The sequence below is a fragment of the Motilibacter aurantiacus genome (assembly GCF_011250645.1).
GTDB lineage: Bacteria > Actinomycetota > Actinomycetes > Motilibacterales > Motilibacteraceae > Motilibacter_A > Motilibacter_A aurantiacus.
In genome coordinates this window covers 12,125-34,638 of sequence record NZ_JAANNO010000007.1, presented here as the reverse complement: position 1 = coordinate 34,638, position 22,514 = coordinate 12,125, and the positions used below count along the sequence as shown (strand labels likewise).

The 22,514-nt window shown below is 72.4% G+C and carries 18 protein-coding genes and 1 pseudogene; 12 read left to right on the top strand and 7 right to left on the bottom strand.

Annotated features, from left to right (window positions below; translation table 11 throughout):
• Nucleotides 1-149 precede the first annotated feature (149 nt).
• Nucleotides 150-1,295 carry an EAL domain-containing protein gene (locus tag G9H72_RS13455; RefSeq protein ID WP_166171905.1) on the top strand — a complete coding sequence of 382 codons (1,146 nt, stop codon included), beginning with the start codon at nucleotides 150-152 and terminating at the stop codon, nucleotides 1,293-1,295.
• Between the two features lie 25 nt (nucleotides 1,296-1,320).
• Entirely contained in the window at nucleotides 1,321-1,431 is a 111-nt protein-coding gene (locus G9H72_RS13450; RefSeq protein WP_166171903.1) for a DUF1059 domain-containing protein, read from the top strand.
• A 27-nt stretch (nucleotides 1,432-1,458) separates the two neighbouring features.
• Here G9H72_RS13450 and G9H72_RS23430 read toward each other — a convergent pair whose 3' ends face one another.
• On the bottom strand, nucleotides 1,459-1,737 hold the full coding sequence (locus G9H72_RS23430; RefSeq protein WP_407939592.1) for a TraR/DksA family transcriptional regulator: 279 nt from the start codon (nucleotides 1,735-1,737) through the stop codon (nucleotides 1,459-1,461).
• On the opposite strand from G9H72_RS23430, the gene G9H72_RS21695 reads away from it, so the two are divergent.
• Nucleotides 1,666-1,824 (top strand): hypothetical protein, encoded by a 159-nt coding sequence (locus G9H72_RS21695; protein ID WP_231126984.1) that lies wholly within the window; start codon nucleotides 1,666-1,668, stop codon nucleotides 1,822-1,824. The genes G9H72_RS23430 and G9H72_RS21695 overlap by 72 nt on opposite strands.
• On the opposite strand, the gene G9H72_RS13440 is transcribed toward G9H72_RS21695, so the two are convergent.
• Together G9H72_RS13440 and G9H72_RS13435 are read right to left on the bottom strand one after the other, a co-directional pair.
• Nucleotides 1,806-2,477 carry a PilZ domain-containing protein gene (locus G9H72_RS13440; RefSeq protein WP_166171901.1) on the bottom strand — a complete coding sequence of 224 codons (672 nt, stop codon included), beginning with the start codon at nucleotides 2,475-2,477 and terminating at the stop codon, nucleotides 1,806-1,808. The genes G9H72_RS21695 and G9H72_RS13440 overlap by 19 nt on opposite strands.
• 106 nt (nucleotides 2,478-2,583) lie before the next feature.
• Nucleotides 2,584-3,276 carry a hypothetical protein gene (locus G9H72_RS13435; protein WP_166171899.1) on the bottom strand — a complete coding sequence of 231 codons (693 nt, stop codon included), beginning with the start codon at nucleotides 3,274-3,276 and terminating at the stop codon, nucleotides 2,584-2,586.
• 87 nt (nucleotides 3,277-3,363) lie between these two features.
• On the opposite strand from G9H72_RS13435, the gene G9H72_RS13430 reads away from it, so the two are divergent.
• On the top strand, nucleotides 3,364-5,304 hold the full coding sequence (locus G9H72_RS13430; RefSeq protein ID WP_166171897.1) for an alpha-amylase family protein: 1,941 nt from the start codon (nucleotides 3,364-3,366) through the stop codon (nucleotides 5,302-5,304).
• Here the strand turns inward: G9H72_RS13430 and G9H72_RS13425 are convergent.
• Complete coding sequence (locus tag G9H72_RS13425; RefSeq protein WP_166171895.1) at nucleotides 5,301-5,777, bottom strand: MarR family winged helix-turn-helix transcriptional regulator; 477 nt, start codon at nucleotides 5,775-5,777, stop codon at nucleotides 5,301-5,303. The two genes, G9H72_RS13430 and G9H72_RS13425, sit on opposite strands and share 4 nt — an antisense overlap.
• 63 nt (nucleotides 5,778-5,840) lie before the next feature.
• Between G9H72_RS13425 and G9H72_RS13420 the strand changes: the two genes are divergently transcribed.
• Nucleotides 5,841-6,488, top strand: coding sequence for an FMN-dependent NADH-azoreductase (locus G9H72_RS13420; protein WP_166171893.1), 648 nt, complete (start codon nucleotides 5,841-5,843; stop codon nucleotides 6,486-6,488).
• A 68-nt stretch (nucleotides 6,489-6,556) separates the two neighbouring features.
• On the opposite strand, the gene G9H72_RS13415 is transcribed toward G9H72_RS13420, so the two are convergent.
• Nucleotides 6,557-7,177, bottom strand: a complete 621-nt coding sequence (locus tag G9H72_RS13415; RefSeq protein WP_166171891.1) for an FMN reductase — start codon at nucleotides 7,175-7,177, stop codon at nucleotides 6,557-6,559.
• On the bottom strand, nucleotides 7,174-8,316 hold the full coding sequence (locus G9H72_RS13410; protein WP_166171889.1) for an LLM class flavin-dependent oxidoreductase: 1,143 nt from the start codon (nucleotides 8,314-8,316) through the stop codon (nucleotides 7,174-7,176). Before G9H72_RS13410 ends, G9H72_RS13415 begins: the two co-directional genes overlap by 4 nt.
• A 120-nt stretch (nucleotides 8,317-8,436) precedes the next feature.
• Between G9H72_RS13410 and G9H72_RS13405 the strand changes: the two genes are divergently transcribed.
• Nucleotides 8,437-9,531, top strand: coding sequence for an alpha/beta hydrolase family protein (locus G9H72_RS13405; protein ID WP_166171887.1), 1,095 nt, complete (start codon nucleotides 8,437-8,439; stop codon nucleotides 9,529-9,531).
• 12 nt (nucleotides 9,532-9,543) lie between these two features.
• Here the strand turns inward: G9H72_RS13405 and G9H72_RS13400 are convergent, their stop codons facing one another.
• Entirely contained in the window at nucleotides 9,544-9,939 is a 396-nt protein-coding gene (locus G9H72_RS13400; RefSeq protein WP_166171885.1) for a hypothetical protein, read from the bottom strand.
• Between the two features lie 424 nt (nucleotides 9,940-10,363).
• On the opposite strand from G9H72_RS13400, the gene G9H72_RS13395 reads away from it, so the two are divergent.
• The 6 genes and pseudogenes from G9H72_RS13395 to G9H72_RS13370 all read left to right on the top strand — a co-directional run bounded on the left by G9H72_RS13395 (nucleotide 10,364) and on the right by G9H72_RS13370 (nucleotide 22,484).
• Nucleotides 10,364-11,869: a sugar ABC transporter ATP-binding protein gene (locus G9H72_RS13395; RefSeq protein ID WP_166171883.1), complete on the top strand. Its 1,506-nt coding sequence runs from the start codon at nucleotides 10,364-10,366 to the stop codon at nucleotides 11,867-11,869.
• The gene (locus tag G9H72_RS13390; protein ID WP_166171881.1) at nucleotides 11,866-12,966 is read left to right on the top strand and encodes an ABC transporter permease; all 1,101 of its coding nucleotides are present in this window, start codon (nucleotides 11,866-11,868) and stop codon (nucleotides 12,964-12,966) included. Before G9H72_RS13395 ends, G9H72_RS13390 begins: the two co-directional genes overlap by 4 nt.
• A pseudogene (locus tag G9H72_RS13385) lies at nucleotides 12,963-14,025 on the top strand (ABC transporter permease); the annotation flags it as partial. The gene G9H72_RS13390 and the pseudogene G9H72_RS13385, both read left to right, overlap by 4 nt.
• A 108-nt stretch (nucleotides 14,026-14,133) precedes the next feature.
• Entirely contained in the window at nucleotides 14,134-15,366 is a 1,233-nt protein-coding gene (locus G9H72_RS13380) for a substrate-binding domain-containing protein (RefSeq protein WP_166171877.1), read from the top strand.
• A gap of 100 nt (nucleotides 15,367-15,466) precedes the next feature.
• On the top strand, nucleotides 15,467-16,333 hold the full coding sequence (locus G9H72_RS13375; protein ID WP_166171875.1) for a sugar phosphate isomerase/epimerase family protein: 867 nt from the start codon (nucleotides 15,467-15,469) through the stop codon (nucleotides 16,331-16,333).
• A gap of 79 nt (nucleotides 16,334-16,412) precedes the next feature.
• Nucleotides 16,413-22,484 carry a ThuA domain-containing protein gene (locus G9H72_RS13370; RefSeq protein WP_166171873.1) on the top strand — a complete coding sequence of 2,024 codons (6,072 nt, stop codon included), beginning with the start codon at nucleotides 16,413-16,415 and terminating at the stop codon, nucleotides 22,482-22,484.
• Nucleotides 22,485-22,514 lie beyond the last annotated feature (30 nt).

Below are 22,514 nucleotides of genomic sequence, written 5' to 3'. Positions count from 1 at the left end.
GGGGCCTCCTGACAGCCCCTCGCTGATTGATCTCCGCGGCCCGCGCCTCCTCCCCCCGGAGGCGCGGGCCGCGGCCTTTCCCCGGCACCGGTCCTGCAACCGGCGGCGTGAAACGCTCAGCCGAGGCCCGCGGCCGCCGATGGGCCGGCATGGGGGAGCTGCTCGCGTCGCGGCCCGAGCGGCCGGGCAGCGGCGACTGGCGGGCGGCCCTCGCCATGGCGCTCTCCGCCCCGGACCACCCCACGCTGGTGTTCCAGCCGATCGTCGACATCGTCAACGGCACCGTCGTCGGCTACGAGGCGCTCTCCCGGTTCGAGCTGGAGCCCGCGGCCACCCCTGACGTGTGGTTCCGGCAGGCCCGCCTGTACGGCGGCGCGGCGCGGCTGGAAGCGCGCGTCGTGGCCCGCGCCGTCGCCGCGCGCGAGCTGCTGCCCGAGCCCCGTTTCCTCACGGTCAACATCAGCCCGGACGCCCTCGCCTCCGAGCCGGTGCAGCAGGTGCTGCGGGAGGCCGGCAAGCTCACCGGCTTCGTCGTCGAGCTCACCGGGCACGCCGGCCACACCGTCGGCCCGCAGCTGAGCGAGGCGATCCGGTCCCTGCGCGCGGCCGGCGCGCTGCTCGCCATGGACGACGCGGGCAGCGGGTATGCCGGGCTCGTCCAGCTGCTCGACGTGCGCCCGGACATCGTCAAGATCGACCGGGAGCTGATCACCGGGGTCGGCACCGACCGGGCGAAGGCCTGGACCGTCGAGCTGCTGGGCTCGTTGGCCGGCCGCCTGGACGCGTACGTGCTGGCCGAGGGGATCGAGACCCAGGAGGAGCTCGAGCGCTGCCAGGCGCTCGGGGTGCCGCTCGCGCAGGGCTGGCTGCTGGGGCGCCCCGCGCCCGCCTGGAGCGAGCTGCCGGCGGAGGTCGCGGCGCGGATCGTCTCCTCCTCGGCCCGTGCCGCGGACACCGGCCGCATCGGCTCGCTCGCGGTCCGGACCGCCCCGCTGCGCCCCGGCGAGCTGCTCGAGCCGTCGCCGTCGCCGCGGGTGCGCGTGGACCGGGACGGCTGCCCCGACGCGCTCTACCTGCCGTTGCGCCGGGCCAGCGACCCGCAGGGCTACCGCGGCTCGGACGCCATCCTGCGCGTCAACGCGCTCACCCCGCTCGCGGACGCGGCCCTGCGGGCGATGGCCCGTCCGGCCGAGCGCCGCTTCGACCCCCTGGTCTGCGTCGACGACACCGGCCGCTACGTCGGCGTCGTCCTGCTGGACGCCGTCGTGACCGCCCTGTCCACCGCCCGGCCCTGAGACCGAGCACTCGAGGAGCACCGTCGTGAGGCGCTTCGCCTGCGGCGACGTCGTTCCTCGCTGCGCGGGTCACGGGCTCGTGCAGGCCCGGGCCGAGCTCGTGTCCCAGGCGCGCCGGGCGGTCGTCGCCGTTTGAGCCCGCCCCGCGGGAAGGGCAGCGGCGTCAGGCGCAGCCGACGCACGTGCGCGCCGAGGGGCGGACGGCCAGGCGGGCGGCCGGGATCTGCTCCCCGCACACCTCGCACCGGCCGTACGCGCCGCCGTCGATGCGCGCGAGCGCTCCCTCCAGCTCCTGCAGCCGCTGGCGGGCCTGCTCGAGCAGGGCCGAGACCTGGGCACGCTCGAACGCGATCGTCGCGCCCTCGGGGTCGTGCTCGTCGTCGGTGTTGGCGTCGGCGGCGGCCTCGACGATGCCGCCGAAGTCCCGCGTGAGCGCCGCGATGCGCTCCTCGGTCTCGCGCCGCTCGGACTCCAGAGCGGCGCGCGCGTCGTCGGTGCCCTCGTCGGGGCTCAGGGCAGTGTCGCGTAGACGTAGCGCTCGATCTGCTCCACGTAGCTCGGGGAGAGCTCCTCGAAGCGGATCACGACCTGCCCGCCGGGGCGTACGGCGTGCACGTACCCCGACATCTGCGGACGGTTCTCGCGGTCCAGGTGGATGACGACGTCCGTCGGCTGGCCGGCGTCGAGCGTCGGGGCCTCCCGCTCGCCGCCCTCGAGCGCGATGCGGCAGCCCCCGGCCGAGAGGTCGAGCGTCCGCCCGCTCAGCGTCCGCACGGTCTCGCCCTCCACCCGGACGTCCACGTCGAGGTGCGCCGGCGCCCGCACGCTGCGGCGGCGCGGCTCGCGCGCCGCGACCCGACCGGCGAGGTCGAGGATGTGAGCGGTCTCTCCCCGGCGAGCCTCGGCGCTGAGCACGATGGTGTCGCCGCCCTCGGCCTGCACGGTCGCCCACACCGGGAGCTTCTCCCCGTGCATCTTGGTCGGGGCGATGTCGACGGACGCGTGGACGGTGGTCTCGACCCCGGACGCCGGCTCCTGCCAGGACAGCAGCACGCCGGTCAGCAGCCGCACGTCGCCTGCCGGCACGATCGTGACAGCCGTCCCGGCGGACGGGCTCCCCGACCCGGAGCCCGGGCGGCCGCCGGGCGACCCTCCGGAACCGGCCTGCTCGGTTGCGGTCATCGGCACTTCCCCTCGAGCGTGCGCCGTGACGCCCACGGCGTAGTGGTGACTCTATGCCACCATCCTCTAGCGCTTAGTGCATCCATTGGGATGGTCCGCCCGATCGTTATGCCCCGGATCGACGCGCCCGAGCCAACTGGGCGGCCAGAGCTTCGGCGTCCTGGCGGATGAAGGCGCCGAACTCGCGCAGCCAGTCCTCGGGGGCGTCGCCGCGCAGGGCGCTCTCCCATTGCAGCGAGTCCGGGTCCAGCGGCAGGATGGCCACGATGCCGGCCGCCGCGGCGGCGGTGGGGTCCTCGTCCGGCTCCGCCTCCGGCACCCGGCGCTCGACGACGAGGAACAGCTCGTCGTGCACCACGCCGCCGGGGACGTGGCTCTCCACCCGGGCGTACCGGTAGGCGTCGAAGCCCTGGATGGTGAAGACGTCGGGGGTGCCGACGAGCCGGGCCATGCGGACGCACTGCTCGGGGTCGCTGAACAGCACCGACACCTCGAGCCGGGACGAGCTGTCCTCGTCGGCGATGAGCTCGCTGTTGAGCGTGCGCTGGATCGCCACGAACTCGGCCATCGTGTGGTCGTTGCGCCCCACGAGCGAGGCGGCGATGTCGTGCATCGCCTGCGACGCCTCCATCAGCGCGCGCAGGTGCGAGGCCAGCTGCTCGCTGGGGGTGCCGCCGACCTTCGGCTCGCCGAGGGACAGGGCCGCCGCCCCGATGCGGTGCAGCGCGGAGCTGACCACGGGCAGCACGCGGGACCAGGGGCCCTCGCCCTCGGCCGGGGAGTGGACAGGGTTGCTCATCGGGCTCCTTGCCGCCGGGTGACCCGGGCATTGTGGCGGTCCGCGGCCCCGCGTTCCAGTGGCTTCGGCACTGGAGAACATCCGGTCATGTCCATCGACACGCCGCGGGCACCGGCGCCCGCGCACGCAGCGGCCGGCCAGGCCCTCGCCGGGCTGCCCGAGCATCGCCGCGAGCTGTTCGCCGTCCGCCTGGACCGCTGGTGGGCGGACCTGCACGCCGGGCTCGCCGCCGCGTACGGGCAGCCGGCCGCCGGCGACCTCGCGCTGCGCGTGGTCCGGCTCGCCGCGGCGGCCTACCGCGCCCGTGACCCGGAGCTGCACCGCCTCGACCAGGCCCGCACGCTCGAGCCCGACTGGTTCCAGTCGCCGCGGATGCTGGGCTACGCCGCCTACGCGGACCGCTTCGCCGGCGACCTCGCGGGGGTGCGGCAGCGCATCCCCTACCTGCAGGAGCTCGGCGTCACCTACCTGCACCTCATGCCGCTGCTGCGCCCGCGCGAGGGCGAGAACGACGGCGGGTACGCGGTGGCGGACTACCGGTCGGTCCGCCCGGACCTGGGGGACGTCGAGGGGCTGCGCGACCTGGCACGCGCGCTGCGTGCGGCCGGCATCAGCCTCGTGCTGGACCTCGTCCTCAACCACGTGGCGCGCGAGCACGAGTGGGCCGCGGCGGCGCGCGCCGGGGACGCCGCCCGGCGCGCGTACTTCCACGTCTTCGACGACCGGTCACGACCGGACGAGTACGAGGAGACGCTGCCGGAGGTGTTCCCGGACTTCGCACCCGGCAACTTCACCTGGGACGAGGAGCTGCGCGGCTGGGTCTGGACGACGTTCAACTGCTGGCAGTGGGACGTCGACTGGTCCAACCCGGACGTCTTCTGCGAGTACGCCGACATCGTGCTCTTCCTGGCGAACCTCGGGGTCGAGGTGCTCCGGCTCGACGCGATCGCGTTCCTGTGGAAGCGGCTCGGCACCGACTGCCAGAACCAGCCGGAGGTGCACGCGCTGACGCAGGCGCTGCGAGCCGTGGTCCGGATCGCGTGCCCCGCCGTGGCGTTCAAGGCGGAGGCGATCGTCGGGCCGGCCGACCTGGTGCACTACCTGGGGCGCGGGGTGCACTACGGCAAGGTGAGCGACCTCGCGTACCACAACAGCCTCATGGTGCAGGTCTGGTCGATGCTGGCCGCTCAGGACGTACGCCTCGCGGCGCACGCGCTCCGGGCGCTGCCGCCCATCCCGGCCAGCACGGCGTGGGTGACGTACGTCCGATGCCACGACGACATCGGCTGGGCGATCGACGACGGGGACGCCGCTGCGGTCGGCCTCTCCGGCCCGGCGCACCGCGCGTTCCTCTCCGACTGGTACTCGGGGGAGTTCCCGGGGTCGCCGGCGCGCGGGCTCGTCTTCCAGCACAACCCGGCGACGGGGGACCGGCGCATCAGCGGGATGGCCGCCGGCCTCGTCGGCCTCGAGGCCGCTCGTGAGCAGGGGGGCACCGCCGCCGTCGACGCCGCGCTCGGGCGGCTCTGGCTCGCCTACGCGGTCGTCCTGGGCTGGGGTGGCGTCCCCGTCGTCTGGATGGGCGACGAGCTCGCGCTCCCCAGCGACCCCGAGTGGGCGCGGGAGGAGGGGCACGGCGGCGACAACCGCTGGGCGCACCGCCCCCGGATGCCCTGGGCCACGGCGTACCAGCGGCACGACCCGGGCGGGGTCGAGGGGCGCGCCTTCGCCGGGCTCGCCCGCCTCGCGCGGGTGCGCCGCTCCCTGCCGCACCTGCACGCGTCGGTGCCGGCGGAGGTGCTCCAGCCGGTCGGCCCGGGCGTGCTGCCGGTGCTGCGCCGGCACCCGGAGGGCCCGCTGCTCGGGCTCTACAACGTGACGCCGGACTGGCAGCCGTGGCCCGCCGCGCACTTGGCGGAACTCGGGTTCGTCCGTCCAGCGGACGCCATCAGCGGAAGCCCCATTCAGGTGACGGAGGGGCAGGCCTGGCTGCCGCCGTACGCCGCCTGGTGGGTCGTCGAGGGCTAGCAGCCGCCCGGGGGGTCGGCCTCGGCGCAGGTCGGGAGCTGGTCGCCCAGCGCGCGACGGAGCAGCCCGTGCAGGACCTCGCGCTCCTGTCCGCTCAGCGCCCGCAGCAGCCCGTCCTCGACGCACGCCATCTCGCGCTCCGCGGCCTCGAGCGCGCGGGCCCCGTCCGGTGCCAGCTCCACGATGTGCCGTCGGCGGTCACCCGGGTCGCGGCGGCGGACCACCAGGCCGGAGCCCTCGAGCTCGTTGAGCAGGCCGACGAGGTTGCTCGGGTCCAGTCGCAGAGCGGACGCGAGGGTCTGCTGGGCGACCGGGCCCTGCTCGCGCAGCACGGTGAGGGCGACGAACTGGCGCGGGCGCAGGCCGCTCGGCACGCCGTGGGCCTCTGCGGAGCGCCGCCCCAGCCGGCTCAGGTGGTCGATGAGGGCGAGCGTCGTCCCCGCCGTCGCAGGCGCTGTCGGGTCGGACGTCACCCGGCAAGAGTAGTCGGCAGAACGTTTGTGCGCCGCAAACGATCTGTGCTATACCTTCCATCCATGGCACACCTACTGCATCTCGACTCCTCGATGCGGACCGAGGGGTCGCGCAGCCGCAAGCTGTCCGCCCACTTCGCCAACGCCTGGCGGGCCGCGCACCCCGACGGCGCCGTGACCTACCGGGACCTCGCAGCACGCCCGCTGCCGCACCTGGACCAGGACGCGTTCCTGGGCAACGTGCTCGCCCCCTCGGACCGCACGCCGGCGCAGCAGGCCGCACGCGACCTCACGGAGGAGGTGGTGAACGAGCTGCTCGCCGCCGACGAGGTCGTCATCGGGCTGCCGCTCTACAACTTCAGCGCCCCGACGACGTTCAAGGCCTGGACCGACCGCATCGTCGTGCCGGGGCTGACCACCGGGGAGTCCGGTGGCCTGCTCGGGCACGTCCGGATGACGTTCACGACGGCGCGCGGTGGCGGCTACGGCCCGGGCACGCCGCGCGAGGGCTGGGACCACCGCGAGCCGTGGCTGCGCCATGCCCTCAGCGCGGTCGGGATCACGGACGTGCGGTTCATCGACACCGAGCTCACCCTGGCCCGGGAGAGCCCGGCCATGGCCGCCCTGGACCTCGGCGCCCTGGAGGACAAGAGCCTCGCCGACGCGCACGCGGCCATCGACGCGCTCTTCGCCGAGCGGGCGGCGGCCTGAGCGACGGCGGCCGCAAGCAGACGGGGCGCCGCCTCCCGAGGGAAGGGGCGCCCCGTCAGCCGCGGAGCTCAGTTGCCGGACAGCAGCTGCTCGAACGGCGTGAGCGTCGACAGCGGGTCCGCGGCGGGGCGGCGCCGCTCGACGCCCATCAGGTCGGCGAGCTCACCGCCGGCGCGCGCGATCCGCTCGGCGAGCGCCCGCCCGACCGGACTGTCCCCCGCGCCCCAGTCCTCCGAGGCGGCGAAGACCGCAGTCGGGGCGACCACCGCCCGCAGGTACGCGAACAGCGGGCGCAGTGCGTGCTCCAGGGCCAGCGAGTGGCGGGCCGTCCCGGCCGTCGCCCCGAGCAGCACCGGCTTGCCGGTGAGGGCCTGCGGCTCCAGGACGTCGAAGAACGTCTTGAACAGCCCGCTGTAGGACGCGGTGAAGATCGGGGTGACGGCGATCAGCCCGTCGGACCCCACCACGGCCTCGATGGCCGACTCGAGCCGCGGGCTCGGGAAGCCGGTCAGCAGGTTGTCGGTCAGGTCGTGGGCCAGGTCGCGCAGCTCGACCACCTCGACCGCAGGGGAGAAGCCGAGTTCCTGCAACGAGGTGCTGGTGGCCACGGAGAGGCGGTCGGCCAGCAAGCGGGTGGACGAGGGCTGGCTCAGCCCGGCACTCACGACCGCGAGGGTGCGCGCGGTCATCGGGCCACCGCCGGAGCCTTGCCGGTGACGTCGTCGCCCGCGGCGTACACCGTGGAGTCCTGCGCGCCGCCCTTCGCGGCCACCAGGCTCGCGTGCGTCGGAGCGTCCGGCACGTGGGCGGGGCGCAACGCGTCGAGCTCGCGACGGAGCACCGGGACCACCTCCTCGCCCAGGATGTCGAGCTGCTCGAGCACCGTCTTCAGCGGCAGGCCGGCGTGGTCGATGAGGAAGAGCTGGCGCTGGTAGTCGCCGACGTCCTCGCGGAACGAGAGGTAGCGCTCGATCACCTGCTGCGGCGAGCCGACCGTCAGCGGGGTGACCGCGCTGAAGTCCTCGAGGCTCGGCCCGTGGCCGTAGACCGGGGCGTTGTCGAAGTACGGCCGGAACTCGCGCACCGCGTCCTGCGAGTTCTTGCGCATGAACACCTGGCCGCCGAGGCCCACGATCGCCTGGTCGGCCCGGCCGTGCCCGTAGTGCTCGAAGCGCTGGCGGTAGATGCCCACCATCTGCTTGGTGTGCGACATCGGCCAGAAGATGTTGTTGTGGAAGAACCCGTCGCCGTAGTACGCCGCCTGCTCGGCGATCTCGGGGCTGCGGATGGACCCGTGCCAGACGAAGGGCGGCACGCCGTCCAGCGGGCGCGGGGTCGAGGTGAAGCCCTGCAGCGGCGTCCGGAACTTGCCCTGCCAGTCCACCACGTCCTCGGTCCAGAGCCGGCGCAGCAGCGCGTAGTTCTCCACCGCGAGCGGGATGCCGTTGCGGATGTCCTGTCCGAACCACGGGTAGACGGGGCCGGTGTTGCCGCGCCCCAGGGTCAGGTCGACGCGGCCCCCGGCGAGGTGCTGCAGCATCGCGTAGTCCTCGGCGATCTTCACCGGGTCGTTCGTGGTGATGAGCGTCGTGGCCGTCGAGAGCAGCAGCGTGCTCGTCTGCGCCGCGATGAAGCCGAGCGTGGTCGTGGGGGAGGAGGAGAAGAACGGCGGGTTGTGGTGCTCGCCGAGGGCGAAGACGTCCAGCCCGACCTCCTCGACCTTCTTGGCGATCGTGACGATCGCCTGGATCCGCTCCGCCTCGCTGGGCGTGCGGCCGTTCGTGGGGTCGGTCGTGATGTCGCTGACCGAGAAGACGCCGAACTGCATCTCGGGCTCCTTCGCGCTTCGGCAGGTTGTTGAACTCGCAACTATCGTAGCCGCTCAACGCGAGGGGCGCCCGGTCTATGCCCGGGTGCGCCCGGGCGGCCGGCGGGGCAGCATGGGGGCATGGACGTACGCCGGACGCCCGCCCTGCTCCTCGCGCTCGCCACGGCTCTGGCCGGGTGCACGTCCTCCGACGCTGACACGGCCGGGGGCGAGGCGCCTGTCGACCGGGCGGCCCCGTCCGCCCCCGTGACCCCGGTGACGCCGGAGGCCGCTCCGTCGCCCAGCGCGTCCCCGACGCCCAGCCGGTCGGGGAGCGCCACACCCACGCCCTCGCGTACCGCGAAGCCCGACCCCGTCTCGCTGCCGGCGATGTTCGAGAAGGAGTACGACGGGCGCGGGCTGAAGGTCGGCCGGACGCTGGACCGCAACAGCGCCTACACGCGCCACTACGTCACCTACCGGAGCGGCAAGCTGACGATCTCCGGGATCCTCAACGTGCCGCGGGGCAAGGGTCCGTTCCCCGCGCTCGTGCTCGCGCACGGGCACATCGACACCGACATCTACGTCAACGGCCAGGGCCTGCGCCGCGAGCAGGACTACCTCGCCCGCGAGGGGTACGTCGTCCTGCACACCGACTACCGGAACCACGCCCAGTCGTCCGACGACCCGGACAACGAGGTGACGATGCGCCTGGGCTACACCGAGGACGTCGTCAACGCGGTCCTCGCCCTGCGCAGGTCCGGCCTGGGAGCGGTCGACAAGGAGCGCATCGGCCTGCTCGGCCGGTCGATGGGCGGAGGCATCGCCCTGAACACGCTCGTCGCGCAGCCGGGCCTCGTCGACGCCGCGGTCGTCTTCGCCTCGGTCAGCTCGAGCACGATCGACAACTTCAACCGCTGGACCCGGGACGACGAGCAGCTGGCCGGCGAGATCCTCGACCGCTACGGCACGCCCAAGGAGAGCCCCGCCTTCTGGCGCGGGGTCTCCCCCCGGACGTACTTCGACCGGGTGACCGAGCCCGTGCTCATCCATCACGGCACCTCCGACTCGACCTGCCCCATCGAGTGGTCCCGGACCACGCGAGACGCGCTCGAGCGGCGCGACAAGGACGTGACGATGTACGAGTACCAGGGGGAGGAGCACGCCTTCGGGCCGCAGTGGCCGACGTCCATGCGGCGGACGGTGGCGTTCTTCGACCGGCACCTCGCCGCGTAGGCGGGCTCGCGGTCAGTGCTGCGGCCGGCCCTCCTGGCCCGGCGACCCGGGCAGCCCGTCGATCACCACCGTGAGGGCGGGCCGACCGGAGACCTGGAGCGACGTGCGGCGGATGGCGGACTGGGCCATCGCGCGGGCCGTCGCCCCGGCGGACACCGGGCTGGTGTCCTGCACGGTGAGACGCACCTGCAGGTCGCAGCCCTCCTCGGCAGGGGAGAGGGTCAGGTCGTCCAGGCGGTCTGCGAGCACGACGATCTCCTCGTCGTGCGGCGGGCGGTCCACGCGCAGGTCCACCGTCACGTGCCACCGGCGCTCGGGCAGGCTCACGGCAACCTTCTCGGGGGAGACGGTGGCGCGCAGCGCGACGGGCCGCAGCGCCTCGATCGGGGTCGGCGCGCAACCTAACATCTGCTGTCGGTTGCAGGGAAGCAGCGTTCGCCGAAGCACACAACCTCAATCGCAGGTGGAGCCGTGACACCGGCAGGGCGACGGTTGCGGCGGCAAAGAAATGCGCGGTGCGCGGGCCGCTTCCCGCCGGAACGGCGCAGGCAGGGGCACCCGGGGGCACTACTTTCGCGTTCTTCACGAAGAAGTACGGCCACGAGTTCATAACTTTCTCTTGACTCCGCACGGCTGGGTCCACCAAGGTGCGTGGCATGCCAGTGAAGTACGCCGCAACGTCGCGGCGGGCACTGACGCAGGCGACGGGGGCCATGCACCTCCCCCCTGTCATCCCGCGCGGACCGGTGCACGCTGCCTCTCGTGTGAGCGCAAACATGTTGGAGAACCACCCTGTTTGCGCCCCGCCCGTGCCGCTGCCCGGGCGTGCCCGATGAGCCCGGCCGAGGCCCCGCTGCTGCAGATGAGGGGCGTGTCGAAGTCCTTCTTCGGCGTCGAGGTGCTGCATGCCGTAGACCTCGAGCTGCGCGCCGGAGAAGTGCACGCGCTGGTCGGCGAGAACGGCGCCGGCAAGTCGACGCTCATGAAGATACTTGCCGGAGTGCATCCCCCGGACGCGGGAACGATCGAGCTCGCAGGCGGCCAGGTGCATTTCGAGCACCCTTTGCAGGCACAGCATGCCGGGGTCTCGACGGTGTTCCAGGAGTTCAACCTGCTGCCCGAGCGCACCGTGGCGGAGAACGTCTTCCTCGGGCGGGAGCCGCGCCGGCGCGGGCTCGTGGACGTCGCACGGATGGACCGGGACACCGACGCGCTGCTCACCGACCTCGGCGTGACGGGCATCGCCGCGCGTACGCGGGTCCGCTCGCTGTCGGTGGCGCAGCAGCAGGTCGTGGAGATCGTGAAGGCGATGTCCTACGACGCCCGCATCATCTCCATGGACGAGCCCACGGCTGCCCTCGCCGAGCACGAGGTGGAGCTGCTCTACCGCCTCACGCGGACGCTGCGGGCGCGCGGTATCGCGGTCCTCTACGTCTCGCACCGGCTCAAGGAGATCTTCGACCTCTGCGACCGCATCACCATCCTGAAGGACGGTTCGGTCGTCACGACGACCGATACGGAGCGCATCACCCCTGACGAGCTGGTCCGCAAGATGGTCGGCCGCTCCATCAGCACGTTCTTCCCCGACCCGTTGCCGGGTGCGACGATCGGGCCGGTCCGGCTGGCGGTGACCGGCGCCGGCAACGACCACGTGAACGACATCTCGTTCGAGGTGCGCGCGGGCGAGATCGTCGGCCTCGCCGGCCTCCAGGGCAGTGGCCGCACCGAGATCGCGCACGCGCTGTTCGGCGTCGCCCCGTTCACCCGCGGCGAGGTGCGTCTCGACGGGAAGCTCGTCTCACCCTCCTCGACCCGGGAGGCGGTGCGCGCGGGGCTCGCGCTCGTGACCGAGGACCGCAAGGCGGAGGGCCTGGCCCTCAACCAGTCGGTGATGTCCAACGCCCGCCTGGTCCTCGATGCGGTCCTGCCCGGCGCCGCCGGCAAGCGGGCCAGGTCGATCCCCGGGATCCTGTCCTCCCTCGAGCTCACGGCGCGCAGCGGCGCGCGGGAGGTGAGGTACCTGTCGGGCGGCAACCAGCAGAAGGTCGTCCTCGCCAAGTGGCTGGCGACCGACCCGGCGGTCATGGTCCTGGACGAGCCGACCCGCGGCATCGACGTGGGCGCGAAGCGCGCCGTCTACGAGCTGATGCGCGAGCTGTGCGCCCGTGGCGTCGCCATCGTCATGATCTCCTCCGAGCTCCCGGAGCTGCTGGGGATGTCCGACCGCATCATCGTGCTGCACGACGGCGAGATCAGCGGCTCGCTGCCCGGCGGCGTCGACGAGGAGTCCGTGATGACGCTGGCAGCCCGCCCGATGACGGCTGGGGCGACGCGATGACGCTCACGGAGCAGGCCAGGACGCCGCGCCCGGCTTCACAGCCGGCGGCCCGCCGGGCCCCGGTCCGGCTGGGCACGACAGGCGTCATCTACCTCGCGCTCCTCGGCATCCTGGTCATCGGCGCGGTCCTCGTGGCGGCCGACGGCGACAACCTGCTGGCCCAGCGCAACGTCGTCGACATGCTCACGCGCTCCAGCGTGCTCGGGTTCATCGCGATCGGGCAGACGCTGGTCATCCTGTGCCGGTCGCTCGACCTGTCCGTGGGCTACGTCGCCGCGCTGAGCAGCCTCGTCGGAGCCACCACGATGGACGGCGACCCGGCGCGGGTGCCGCTCGGGATCGCGGCCGCGCTCGCGGTCGCCGCGGGCGTCGGGCTGGTCAACGGGCTCATCATCACCAAGCTCAAGGTCAATGCCTTCATCGCCACCCTCGGCGTGGCGCTCGTCATCCGGGGCTACCTCGACACCGAGTACAAGGGCCCGGCGGGAGCGATCCCCGAGAGCTTCCAGAACTTCGGCTACACGCGCATCGGCATGGTCCCGGTGTCGACCGCGGTGATGCTCGCCGTCGCGGTGGCCGGGATCGTCCTGCTGCGCCGCACCCGTACCGGCTACTCGATGTTCGCCGTGGGCGGCAACGACGAGGTCGCGCGGCTGTCCGGCGTGCGCACCGACCGCACCGTGATCGTGGCCCACGTGCTGTGCTCCATGACCGCCGGCGTTGCGGGGCTGCTGCTCGCGTCGCGGTTCAGCACGGGGGTGGCGGCGCAGATCTACAGCGCCGGCTACGACCTCGACTCCATCGCGGCGGTCGTCCTCGGGGGGACGCTGCTGATGGGCGGCCGGGGCGGGATCGCGGGCACCATCGCCGGCGTCCTGATCCTGGCGGTCCTCGACACCGTCTTCCGGCTCCTGCAGATCGACCCGTTCTTCCGGGACGTCCTGCGCGGGGCGATCATCATCGTCGCGGTGGCGCTGTACGCGCGCCGCCAGATCGACCGGCACGCCGTACGCGCCAGATTCGGCCGGCACGGCAGGGCGGCGCCGCCCCCGCTGCAGGACGCGCCCCGGGCCGGCATCCCGGAGGCACGCGCATGAGCCAGGCCACGACCCAGCCCGCACGTACGAACCGCGGTTCCGCGGTCGGCAGGTCCGCCCTGGAGCTGTTCGGCGGCGGGAGCGGGACCGTCTTCGCCCTGCTGATCGTGGTGCTCGTCGCGATCACCTTCCTCAACCCCTCGTTCGCCGAGCCGCCGTCGCTGATGGCCTTCCTGCGCAACGCCGCGCCGTTGATCGTGCTCGCGATCGGCCAGTACTTCGTCATCGTGTCCGGCGAGTTCGACCTCTCGGTCGGCAGCCTGGTCGGTGCCCAGGTGGTGATCGCCGCGAAGCTGATCGACGGCGAGGACGGCCGGACCTGGCCGGTCATCGCCCTGATGCTGGCGTTCGGGATCCTGGTCGGCCTGGTGAACGGGCTCATCACGACGCTGCTGCGGGTGCCCTCGTTCATCACGACGCTCGGCATGCTGTTGATCCTGGCCGGCGCGGTCCGGCTCTGGACCGGCGGCGCCCCCACGGGAGCGCTCTCGGACAGCTTCCGGCAGTGGGGGCGGTCGGGGATCGACATGCCGGTGGTGCGCCAGCTGCCCTACGCGCTGCTGATCGCCATCGCACTGGGCGTCGCCGCGGTGCTGCTCATGCGTGCCCCCTACGGCCGGACGCTCATGGCGACCGGCGACAACCCGACCGCAGCCGCGTTCGCCGGGGTGCGGGTGTGGCGGGCGCGGACGCTCGCGTTCGTGCTGTCGAGCGTGCTCGCGACGGTCGCCGCGATCCTCATCGGCGGCTTCGCGGGGGTGTCCGCGCAGGTCGGGCAGGGCCTCGAGTTCACCGCGATCACGGCGGTGGTCCTCGGGGGCGTGGTCCTCGGCGGAGGGCGCGGGTGGGTCGTCGCCGCCATGGCGGGCGCGTTGACCTACCAGGCGCTGGAGCGGCTCTTCACCCAGCTGGACATGCCGACCACGGCCCGCCCGGCGCTCCAGGGCGTCATCATCATCGCCGCCGTCGCCTACGCCGCCCGTGCCCGCGGTCACCGGCCCCCGCCACCGGCTCCGACGGAGACGGCCAACGACCCGGTCCCCGAGCGCGTCGCGTAGGCCCCGTCGGACACCCCCACACCTCCCGTCCAGCGGCCGCCAGGCCGCCGGCTGGGGCTTCCCTGCCCGATTCCACGACAACGACGTCTCTATCTAGGAGGGCGACGCCTTGCGAGTTCCCAAGACCGTGCTCGCCGGGCTTGCTGCGGCGAGCCTGGCCCTGACCGGCTGTTCCACCGACGACCCGGAGGCCTCCGGCACGAGCGCGGAAGGGGACGCCGGAGCGAGCGCCGCGGCGACGCCTGCCGCCGAGGGCCAGGCCGACGGCGAGTGGTTCGTCCGCGCGGACTACGAGCGCCAGCTGGCCCAGCGCGAGATGACGCCGGAGGGCGACGACTCCAAGCCGTGGCTGCAGGCCATCGAGCCGGAGGACGTCGACACCACGGAGTACAAGAGGTCGGGGCCGCAGACGCTCTGCTTCTCGAACGCCTCGGTGTCCAACCCCTGGCGCGTCACCGGCTGGATCACGATGCAGCAGCAGGTCGAGGTCTACAAGCAGAGTGGTGAGATCGGCGAGTTCCGCGTCTCCGACGCCGGGGACGACGACAACAAGCAGATCTCCGACATCCAGGCGTTCGTCGACAGCGGCGACTGCGGCGCGATCATCGTGTCGCCGTCGACCACCGCGACGCTCACGCCGGCGGTCGAGGCCGCCTGCGCGAGCGGTGTGCCCGTCATCGTGTTCGACCGTGGGGTCAACACCGACTGCATGACGACGTTCATCCATCCGATCGGCGGCTACGCCTACGGCGCCGACGGGGCCGAGTTCCTGGTGGAGAACCTCGAGCCCGGCTCCAAGGTCCTAGCCCTGCGCATCCTGCCCGGCGTCGACGTCCTGGAGAACCGCTGGGCCGCCGCTCAGGAGATCTTCAACAACAGCGATCTGGAGGTGCTCGGCGACGAGTTCACCGGCGGCGACGCCGCCAAGATCAAGGACATCGTCACCCAGTACCTGCAGCGCGGGGACGTCGACGGCATCTGGATGGACGCCGGTGACGGCGCCGTCGCGGCGGTCGAGGCGTTCGAGGACGCCGGCAAGGACTACCCGGTGATGGTGGGCGAGGACGAGCTCAGCTTCCTGCGCAAGTGGAAGGAGACCGGGATGACGGCGATCGGCCCGGCGTACTCCAACTTCCAGTGGCGCACCCCGATCGAGGCCGCGGTCCGCATCTGGAAGGGCGAGCCGGTGCCCAAGGAGTGGGTGCTCCCGCAGTCGCCGGTGACCGCGGAGACCCTCGACAGCATGCTCGAGGCCAACAAGGACATGCCGAGCCTGCACTACGCGAAGTTCGGCGGCGAGGACCTGCCAGGCTACCCGCAGGCCTGGAAGGACCGCTCCTAGCCCCACCCGCGGCCGCGGGGACACCGTCCCCGCGGCCGCTCTCGTCCGGCGGGTGAGCGCTCACCCGCCTTCCTGCCAGCGCACCTGTCCGGAGGACGACTTGCCTCGCACGCTGGGCGTGAACACCTGGGTCTGGACGTCGCCGCTGACCGACGCGGCCGTTCGCGAGCTGGCCCCCCGGGTGAAGGAATGGGGGTTCGACGTGATCGAGCTCCCGGTGGAGAGCCTCGGGGACTGGGACCCGGTCGCCACCCGCAGGCTGCTCGACGAGCTGGGGCTCGCCGCGTCGGTCTGCCTGGTGATGGCGCCGGGGCGGGACCTCGTCGCGACCGACGCGGAGACGGTGCGGCGAACGCAGGACTACCTGCGCGGGGTCGTCGACGTGGCGCACACCGTGGGAGCACCGGTCGTCGGAGGCCCTGCCTACGCCGCGACCGGGCGGACGTGGCGCATGAGCGACGGGGAGCGCGCCGCGGCGTACCGGGAGCTGGCCGAGGGGCTCACCCCGGTGGTCGAGCACGCCCTGACCGCCGGTGTCACCGTCGCGGTGGAGCCGCTGAACCGGTACGAGACCTCGCTGATCAACACGGTCGACCAGGCGCTCGAGGCACTGGCGCCCCTGCCGGCGCGGGGCTGCGGCCTGTTGCTCGACGTCTACCACATGAACATCGAAGAGCAGGACGTCGCCGCCGCGATCCGCCGCGCCGCGGGGCGGATCGCGCACGTGCAGGTGTGCGCGAACGACCGTGGAGCGCCGGGCGCGGACCACCTCGACTGGCCCGGCATCCTCGCAGCGATCGACGACGCGGGCTACACCGGGCCGTTGTGCATCGAGTCCTTCACCTCCGAGAACGCCTCGATCGCCACAGCGGCGTCGATCTGGCGCCGGCTCGCCCCGACCCAGGACGCGATCGCGACCGACGGCCTCACGTTCCTGCGAGACCTGGAGGTGAGCACGCCCGCCTGAGCTCGACCAAACTGCCGCTCCGGCGGCAGCGGAACAACGACGTCACCCGTGGTCGAATCACTTCGCTGGAGGACCTTCCATGCACGTCCCACGTCGCCTGTGGGGACGACTGGGCGCGGCGTGTGCCGCCGCCCTGATGTTCCCGCTGATACCCGCCGCGCCGACCCAGGCCGCGGAGTCCGAGGAGGCGGAGAACCCGCTCGTCCTCATCTTCACCAAGACGACCCAGTTCCGGCACACGGAGGCCATCGTCCAGGGCACGCCCGTGCTCCAGGCGGCCTTCCAGGCCGAGGGGATCGACTCGGTGCACACCGAGGACTCCACCGTCTTCAACGACGCCGAGCTCGCGAAGTACGACGCCCTCGTGATGTTCCAGACGTCGGGTGACCCCTGGAACGCGGAGCAGAAGGCGGCCCTGGAGCGGTACCAGCGGGCCGGCGGCGGCATCGTCGCCATCCACAACGCCACCGACATGCGCGGCAACTACGCCTGGTGGGACACCATGATCGGGGCGCTGATGCCCGGTCACGCGGCGACCGGGAACAGCCCGGGCCTGCCGGGGACGGTGCGGGTCGAGGACCAGGTGCACCCCTCCACCAAGCACCTTCCGCAGCGCTGGAACCGCGCCGACGAGTGGTACAACTACTCGGCCAACGTGCGCGGCGAGGCCCACGTGCTCGCCACCATGGACGAGACGACGTACGAGCCCGGCAGCAACCGCATGGGGTACGACCACCCGATCTCCTGGTGCCGCCCGTACGACGGCGGCCGCGCGTGGATGACCGGCATGGGCCACTTCGGTGCGCACTACCAGGAGCCGGCGCTGGTCCGGCACATCCTCGGCGGCGTGAAGTGGGCCGCAGGCCTCGAAGAGGGCGACTGCGGCGGCACCGACTGGAGCGAGTTCGAGAAGGTCGCGCTGGACGAGAACACCAGCGCGCCGTTCGCGATGGACGTGGCCCCCGACGGACGGGTGTTCTTCACCGAGCTCGTCCGCGGGCAGATCCGCGTCTACAACCCCACGAGCCGCACCACCTCCACGGCGGTGACGATCCCCGTCTACTCCGGCGGTGAGGACGGGCTGCTCGGCATCGCGCTGGACCCGAAGTTCGCCGAGAACGGCTACCTGTACGTCTACTACGCCCCGGCGTCCTCGGACGACACCAACCCCGCGAACTGGTTCAGCCGGCTCTCCCGCTTCACCGTCGGCCCGAACTCGCAGATCGACCGGGCGACGGAGAAGGTGCTGCTGACGGTCCCGGCGAGCCGCCTGCCCGACGAGCCGGGGCACACCGGCGGCGGGCTCGACTTCGACGCGCAGGGCAACCTCTACCTGGGCGTCGGCGACGACGTGAACCCGCACTCCGAGCCCTCCGGCGGGTACGCCCCGCTGTCCGAGCGGCCGAACACCTTCCACGACGCGCGCGCCACGTCGGCGAACACCAACGACCTGCGCGGCAAGGTGCTCCGCATCAAGCCCGAGCCCGACGGCACGTACTCCATCCCGCAGGGCAACATGTTCGCCCCGGGGACGCCGAAGACGAAGCCCGAGATCTACGCGATGGGCTTCCGCAACCCGTTCCGGTTCTCCATCGACCAGAAGACGGGCGCCCTCGGCGTCGCGGACTACTCGCCGGACAACAACACCGACAACCTCGCCAACCGGGGGCCTGCGGGCATCGCCGAGTACAACCTGGTCAAGGAGCCCGGCTTCTACGGGTGGCCGCTGTGCATGGGCAACAACGAGCCCTTCCGCGACGTCGACTACACCACGAGCCCGGTGACGGTCGGCGGGTTCTTCAACTGCAACGCCCCGATCAACGACTCCGTCAAGAACACCGGTCTCACCGAGCTGCCGGCGGCCAAGCCCGCGACCATGTGGTACGGCTACCAGCGCTCGTCCGTGCAGGGCGGGATCAACCAGGGCGGCGGCCTCGCCCCGATGGGCGGCCCGTTCTACCAGTACGACCCGGAGCTGGACTCCGACACGAAGTTCCCCCAGTACTACGAGGGCAAGCCCTTCTTCTACGACTGGGCGCGCAACCGCATGTTCTCGCTCGTCCTCAAGGACGGCCAGACGGGCATCGAGAAGGCCAACCCGTTCCTGCCGAACGAGCAGTTCCTGGCGCCGATCGACTCGAAGTTCGGCCCCGACGGCTCCCTCTACGTCCTCGACTGGGGCGGCGGCTACGGCCGTGACAACCCCAACTCCGGACTGCACCGCATCGACTACATCTCGGGCTCGCGCTCCCCGGTCGCCGAGGCGGCCGCGACGCCGGACTCCGGGCACGCCCCGCTCGTGGTGCAGTTCGACGGCTCCGCGAGCAAGGACCCCGAGGGCGCGGCGCTGACGTACGCGTGGGACTTCGACGGAAACGGCACCACGGACGCCACCACGCCGACCGCCACCCACACGTACACCGCGAACGGCGTCTACGACGCCCGGCTCACGGTGACCGACCCCGAGGGCAAGGACGGCACGACGACCGTCCCGATCACGGTCGGCAACACCCGGCCGCAGGTGACGTTCAACCTGCCGCCGAACGGAGGGTTCTTCGACTTCGGCGACCAGGTCAGCTGGGACGTCGAGGTCACCGACGCCGAGGACACGCAGATCGCCGACGCGGACATCGTGATCCAGCCGGCTCTCGGCCACGACGAGCACGCCCACCCGTCCGAGCCGCTCTCCGGGCGCAAGGGCACCGCCACCACCAGCCTCGGCGGCGGTCACGGCGAGGGGATGAACGTCTTCTACGTCCTCGACGCCCGCTACACCGACAAGGGCGGCGCGGGCGGTGTGCCGGCACTGACCGGCTCGGCGACGACGCTGCTGTTCCCGAAGCAGCGCGAGGCCGAGTTCTACTCCTCGGCCTCGGCGACGGGGATCACCACCGCGGACGCCCGGGACGTGGAGGGCCACGGCTCGGCGATCAGCGGCCAGAACGGCGCGTGGGCGGCGTACGACCCGGTGAGCCTGCGTGGCGTGGACTCGCTGCTCCTGCGCGTCGCGGCGCCCACGGCCGGCACGGTCGAGCTGCGTCGCGGTGCGGCGGACGGCCCCGTCCTCGGCAGGGCGAGCGTCCCCGCGACCGGTGGCCTGACGAGCTACGTCGACGTCCCGGTCCAGGTCACCGACCCGGGTCAGTCGTTCTCCCTCTACGTCGTCTTCCCGGGCGCGGGCGAGCGGCGCCTCAACTTCATCGAGGCTGTCGGCAAGGGCGTCTCGGCCACCACCAAGCCGGTCGTCTCCGTGACGGCCCCGGCCGCCGGAGCCGAGCTCGAGGTCGGCCCGGTCCAGGTCACCGCCGACGCGACCGACGCCGAGAACACCATCACCAAGGTGGAGTTCTTCGTCGACGGCCAGTCGATCGGGTCGGACACCACCGCCCCGTACGCCGTGACGTGGAACGTCCCGAAGGAGGCCCGCTACCGGCTCACCGCGGTGGCGACGAACGACAAGGGCGTCAGCACGACGTCGCGCATCGTCATCGCGCAGGTCGGGGACCTGTTCGCCGGCTGGGAGACGTTCACGAACGCCGGGGCCACCTTCGACCGGCCGGACGGCGACCGGTGGATCATCAACTCCGGCGGCACCAACATGTGGCAGGCCGTCGACCAGTACGGTGCGGCCTACCGCCCCGCCGGGGCCGACGACAAGTGGACCGCCACCGTCAAGATCGAGCGCCAGGGCAACTCGAACAACAGTGCCAAGGCCGGCATCATCGTGCGCAACAACATCGCGGCACCGGGCTCCTCGCCCGGGTACGCGGCGCTGGGCATGCGGCCCAGCGGCGGCTTCGAGTGGCTGCGCGACACCGACGGCAACGGCCAGCTGGACGCGTCCTCGAGCGCGAGCTCGACGAGCTACCCCGTGTGGGTGCGGCTGACCCGTGACGGTGCCAACTACCAGGCCTACTGGAGCAAGGACGGCACGACGTTCACGGCGATCGGCGGCCCTGTGCAGCTGGCGGGGGCCGCGGCCGTGCAGGACATCGGCCTCTTCGTCACCGCACACCACGCGTCGGCGAAGAGCGAGGTCGAGTTCAGCGGCTTCACGCTCGTCGACGGCACGCCGCAGCCCGACCCGGGCCCGACGCCGCTGCCGAGCTGCGTGACGCCGGGCTCGGACGAGTTCGTCGGCAGCACGCTGGACGCGGCCCGGTGGCCGACCGTCCGGCAGGCGACCGGCTTCCCGGTCACGGTGGCGGACGGCTCGCTCCGGCTTCCCGTGACCCAGGGCGACATCAACGAGGCGTCGACCGGCCCGATCAGCTACGTGGGCCAGCCGGCCCCGGCAGGCGACTGGGAGGCGACCACCCGCCTGACGCTGGCGCACAACAGGGAGTGGCAGCACGCCGGGCTCATGCTCCACGCCTCGGACAACGAGTACGTGAAGCTGGCCTACACGCGCAACGGCTCAGGCGGCCGCTTCCTGGAGTTCCAGACGGAGACCGGCGGCACCCGCACGTGGCACGCGAACAACGTCGCCATCTCCGCGGGTGACACCGTCCATCTGCGACTGAAGAAGGCAGGTTCGCAGATCACCGCTTCGTACTCCGTCGACGGCGCGACCTGGACGGCGCTCAGCGGCGCCGCACCGGTCAAGGCGAACGCCACCCTCGGCGTGATGGCTGCCGGCGACACCGGCACGCCCAACTCGACGGCGCTGTTCGACTGGTTCCGGCTGTCCTCGGACGCCACCGGGCCGGTCGTGCCGTCCGACGAGTTCACCGGCAGCGCGCTCGACGGCTGCCGCTGGAACGCCTCCGTCCGCGGCGACGCCCGCAACCTCAGCGTCGCCGGCGGCGAGCTGCGGATCGTCACCCAGCCGGGCGACATCAACGGCGCCGCCAACGAGGGCCCGCGCAACGTCATCCTGCAGAAGGCCCCCCAGGGCAACTGGACCATCGAGACGCGGCTGCGCGCGACGATGGCCCACCAGTGGCAGCTGGCCGGCCTGCTCGCGTACGGCGACGACGACAACTACGTCAAGCTCGACCTCGTCGCGAACAACGCCTCCACCGCCGCGACCAACCTCGGGGCCGAGCTGGTGTCCGAGCGCAACGCGCAGTTCGGCAACGGCGGCAACCGGAGCGTCGACGTCCCCGAGTCGACGGAGTCGGGCTGGTTCCACCTGCGCCTGACGAAGACGGGCAGCAGCTACCAGGGCTGGGTCAGCACGACCGGTGGCCTGACCTGGACCGCCCTGGGCCAGCCGGTGACGAACGACGGGACGCTGGACAAGATCGGCCTCATGGCCATCGGCCCCCAGCAGGTCACCCCGGTGACCGTGGCGTTCGACTTCTTCCGGCTGGTCACCGACTCCACCGCGCCCACCGTGACCGCGGCGGTGTCGCCCGCCGCCCCGAACGGGGCCAACGGCTGGTACACCTCCCCGGTGTCGGTGACCCTCACCGGCGCCGACAACGAGGGCGGCTCCGGCGTCGCGTCGGTGCAGTACCGCATGCAGGGCGCGGCGGCGTGGTCGACGTACTCGGCTCCGGTGGCGCTGGGCGCCGACGGGACGCACACGGTGGAGTACCGCGCCACGGACCAGGCGGGCAACGTCTCCGCGGTGGGCTCCACCACCGTCACCGTGGACGCCACCAAGCCCGCCGTCGCGGTGACCGGAGTGGCCCACGGCTCCGGCTACGGCGACTCCACCAGCGCCACCGTGGCGTGGACGGCGAGCGACGCGACGTCCGGTGTGGCGTCGACGACCGCCACCCTCGACGGCAAGGCCATCGCGTCGGGGACGACGGTCACCTTCCACGAGCTCGCGCTCGGGGAGCACACCCTCGTCGTCACGTCGACGGACAACGCCGGCAACGTCACCGCCCACACGGTGACGTTCACGGTGACCACGTCGCTCGCCGACATCGACGCGCTCATCGGGCAGTTCGTCGAGGACGGCACGATCAGCGCGAAGACGGCCGCCAACCTGCGTGAGCGGCTCGTCAAGGCCGTCCTCGCCGCCGACATGGGCAGCGAGGAGCGGGTGATCAGCCATCTCCAGCAGTTCGCGGACCGGGTCAACAACCAGGTCAAGGGCGACCTGCGCGACCTCATGGTCCGGCAGCTGCTGCGGCGCGACGCGGAAGCGCTGATCGCCGATTACCAGGAGATGGAAGCCGACGAGACCGCCTCCTGACCGAGGCCTCGGCACGGTGAGCAGGGGCCG

Excerpts from the sequence above, each read along its gene's own strand:
- G9H72_RS13440 (WP_166171901.1), bottom strand. The coding sequence starts at position 2,477 with ATGACCGCAACCGAGCAGGCCGGTTCCGGAGGGTCGCCCGGCGGCCGC.
- G9H72_RS13435 (WP_166171899.1), bottom strand. The coding sequence starts at position 3,276 with ATGAGCAACCCTGTCCACTCCCCGGCCGAGGGCGAGGGCCCCTGGTCC.
- G9H72_RS13390 (WP_166171881.1), top strand. The coding sequence starts at position 11,866 with ATGACGCTCACGGAGCAGGCCAGGACGCCGCGCCCGGCTTCACAGCCG.
- G9H72_RS13455 (WP_166171905.1), top strand. The coding sequence starts at position 150 with ATGGGGGAGCTGCTCGCGTCGCGGCCCGAGCGGCCGGGCAGCGGCGAC.
- G9H72_RS13430 (WP_166171897.1), top strand. The coding sequence starts at position 3,364 with ATGTCCATCGACACGCCGCGGGCACCGGCGCCCGCGCACGCAGCGGCC.
- G9H72_RS13415 (WP_166171891.1), bottom strand. The coding sequence starts at position 7,177 with ATGACCGCGCGCACCCTCGCGGTCGTGAGTGCCGGGCTGAGCCAGCCC.
- G9H72_RS13370 (WP_166171873.1), top strand. The coding sequence starts at position 16,413 with ATGCACGTCCCACGTCGCCTGTGGGGACGACTGGGCGCGGCGTGTGCC.
- G9H72_RS13410 (WP_166171889.1), bottom strand. The coding sequence starts at position 8,316 with ATGCAGTTCGGCGTCTTCTCGGTCAGCGACATCACGACCGACCCCACG.
- G9H72_RS13400 (WP_166171885.1), bottom strand. The coding sequence starts at position 9,939 with ATGTTAGGTTGCGCGCCGACCCCGATCGAGGCGCTGCGGCCCGTCGCG.
- G9H72_RS13420 (WP_166171893.1), top strand. The coding sequence starts at position 5,841 with ATGGCACACCTACTGCATCTCGACTCCTCGATGCGGACCGAGGGGTCG.
- G9H72_RS13395 (WP_166171883.1), top strand. The coding sequence starts at position 10,364 with ATGAGCCCGGCCGAGGCCCCGCTGCTGCAGATGAGGGGCGTGTCGAAG.
- G9H72_RS13405 (WP_166171887.1), top strand. The coding sequence starts at position 8,437 with ATGGACGTACGCCGGACGCCCGCCCTGCTCCTCGCGCTCGCCACGGCT.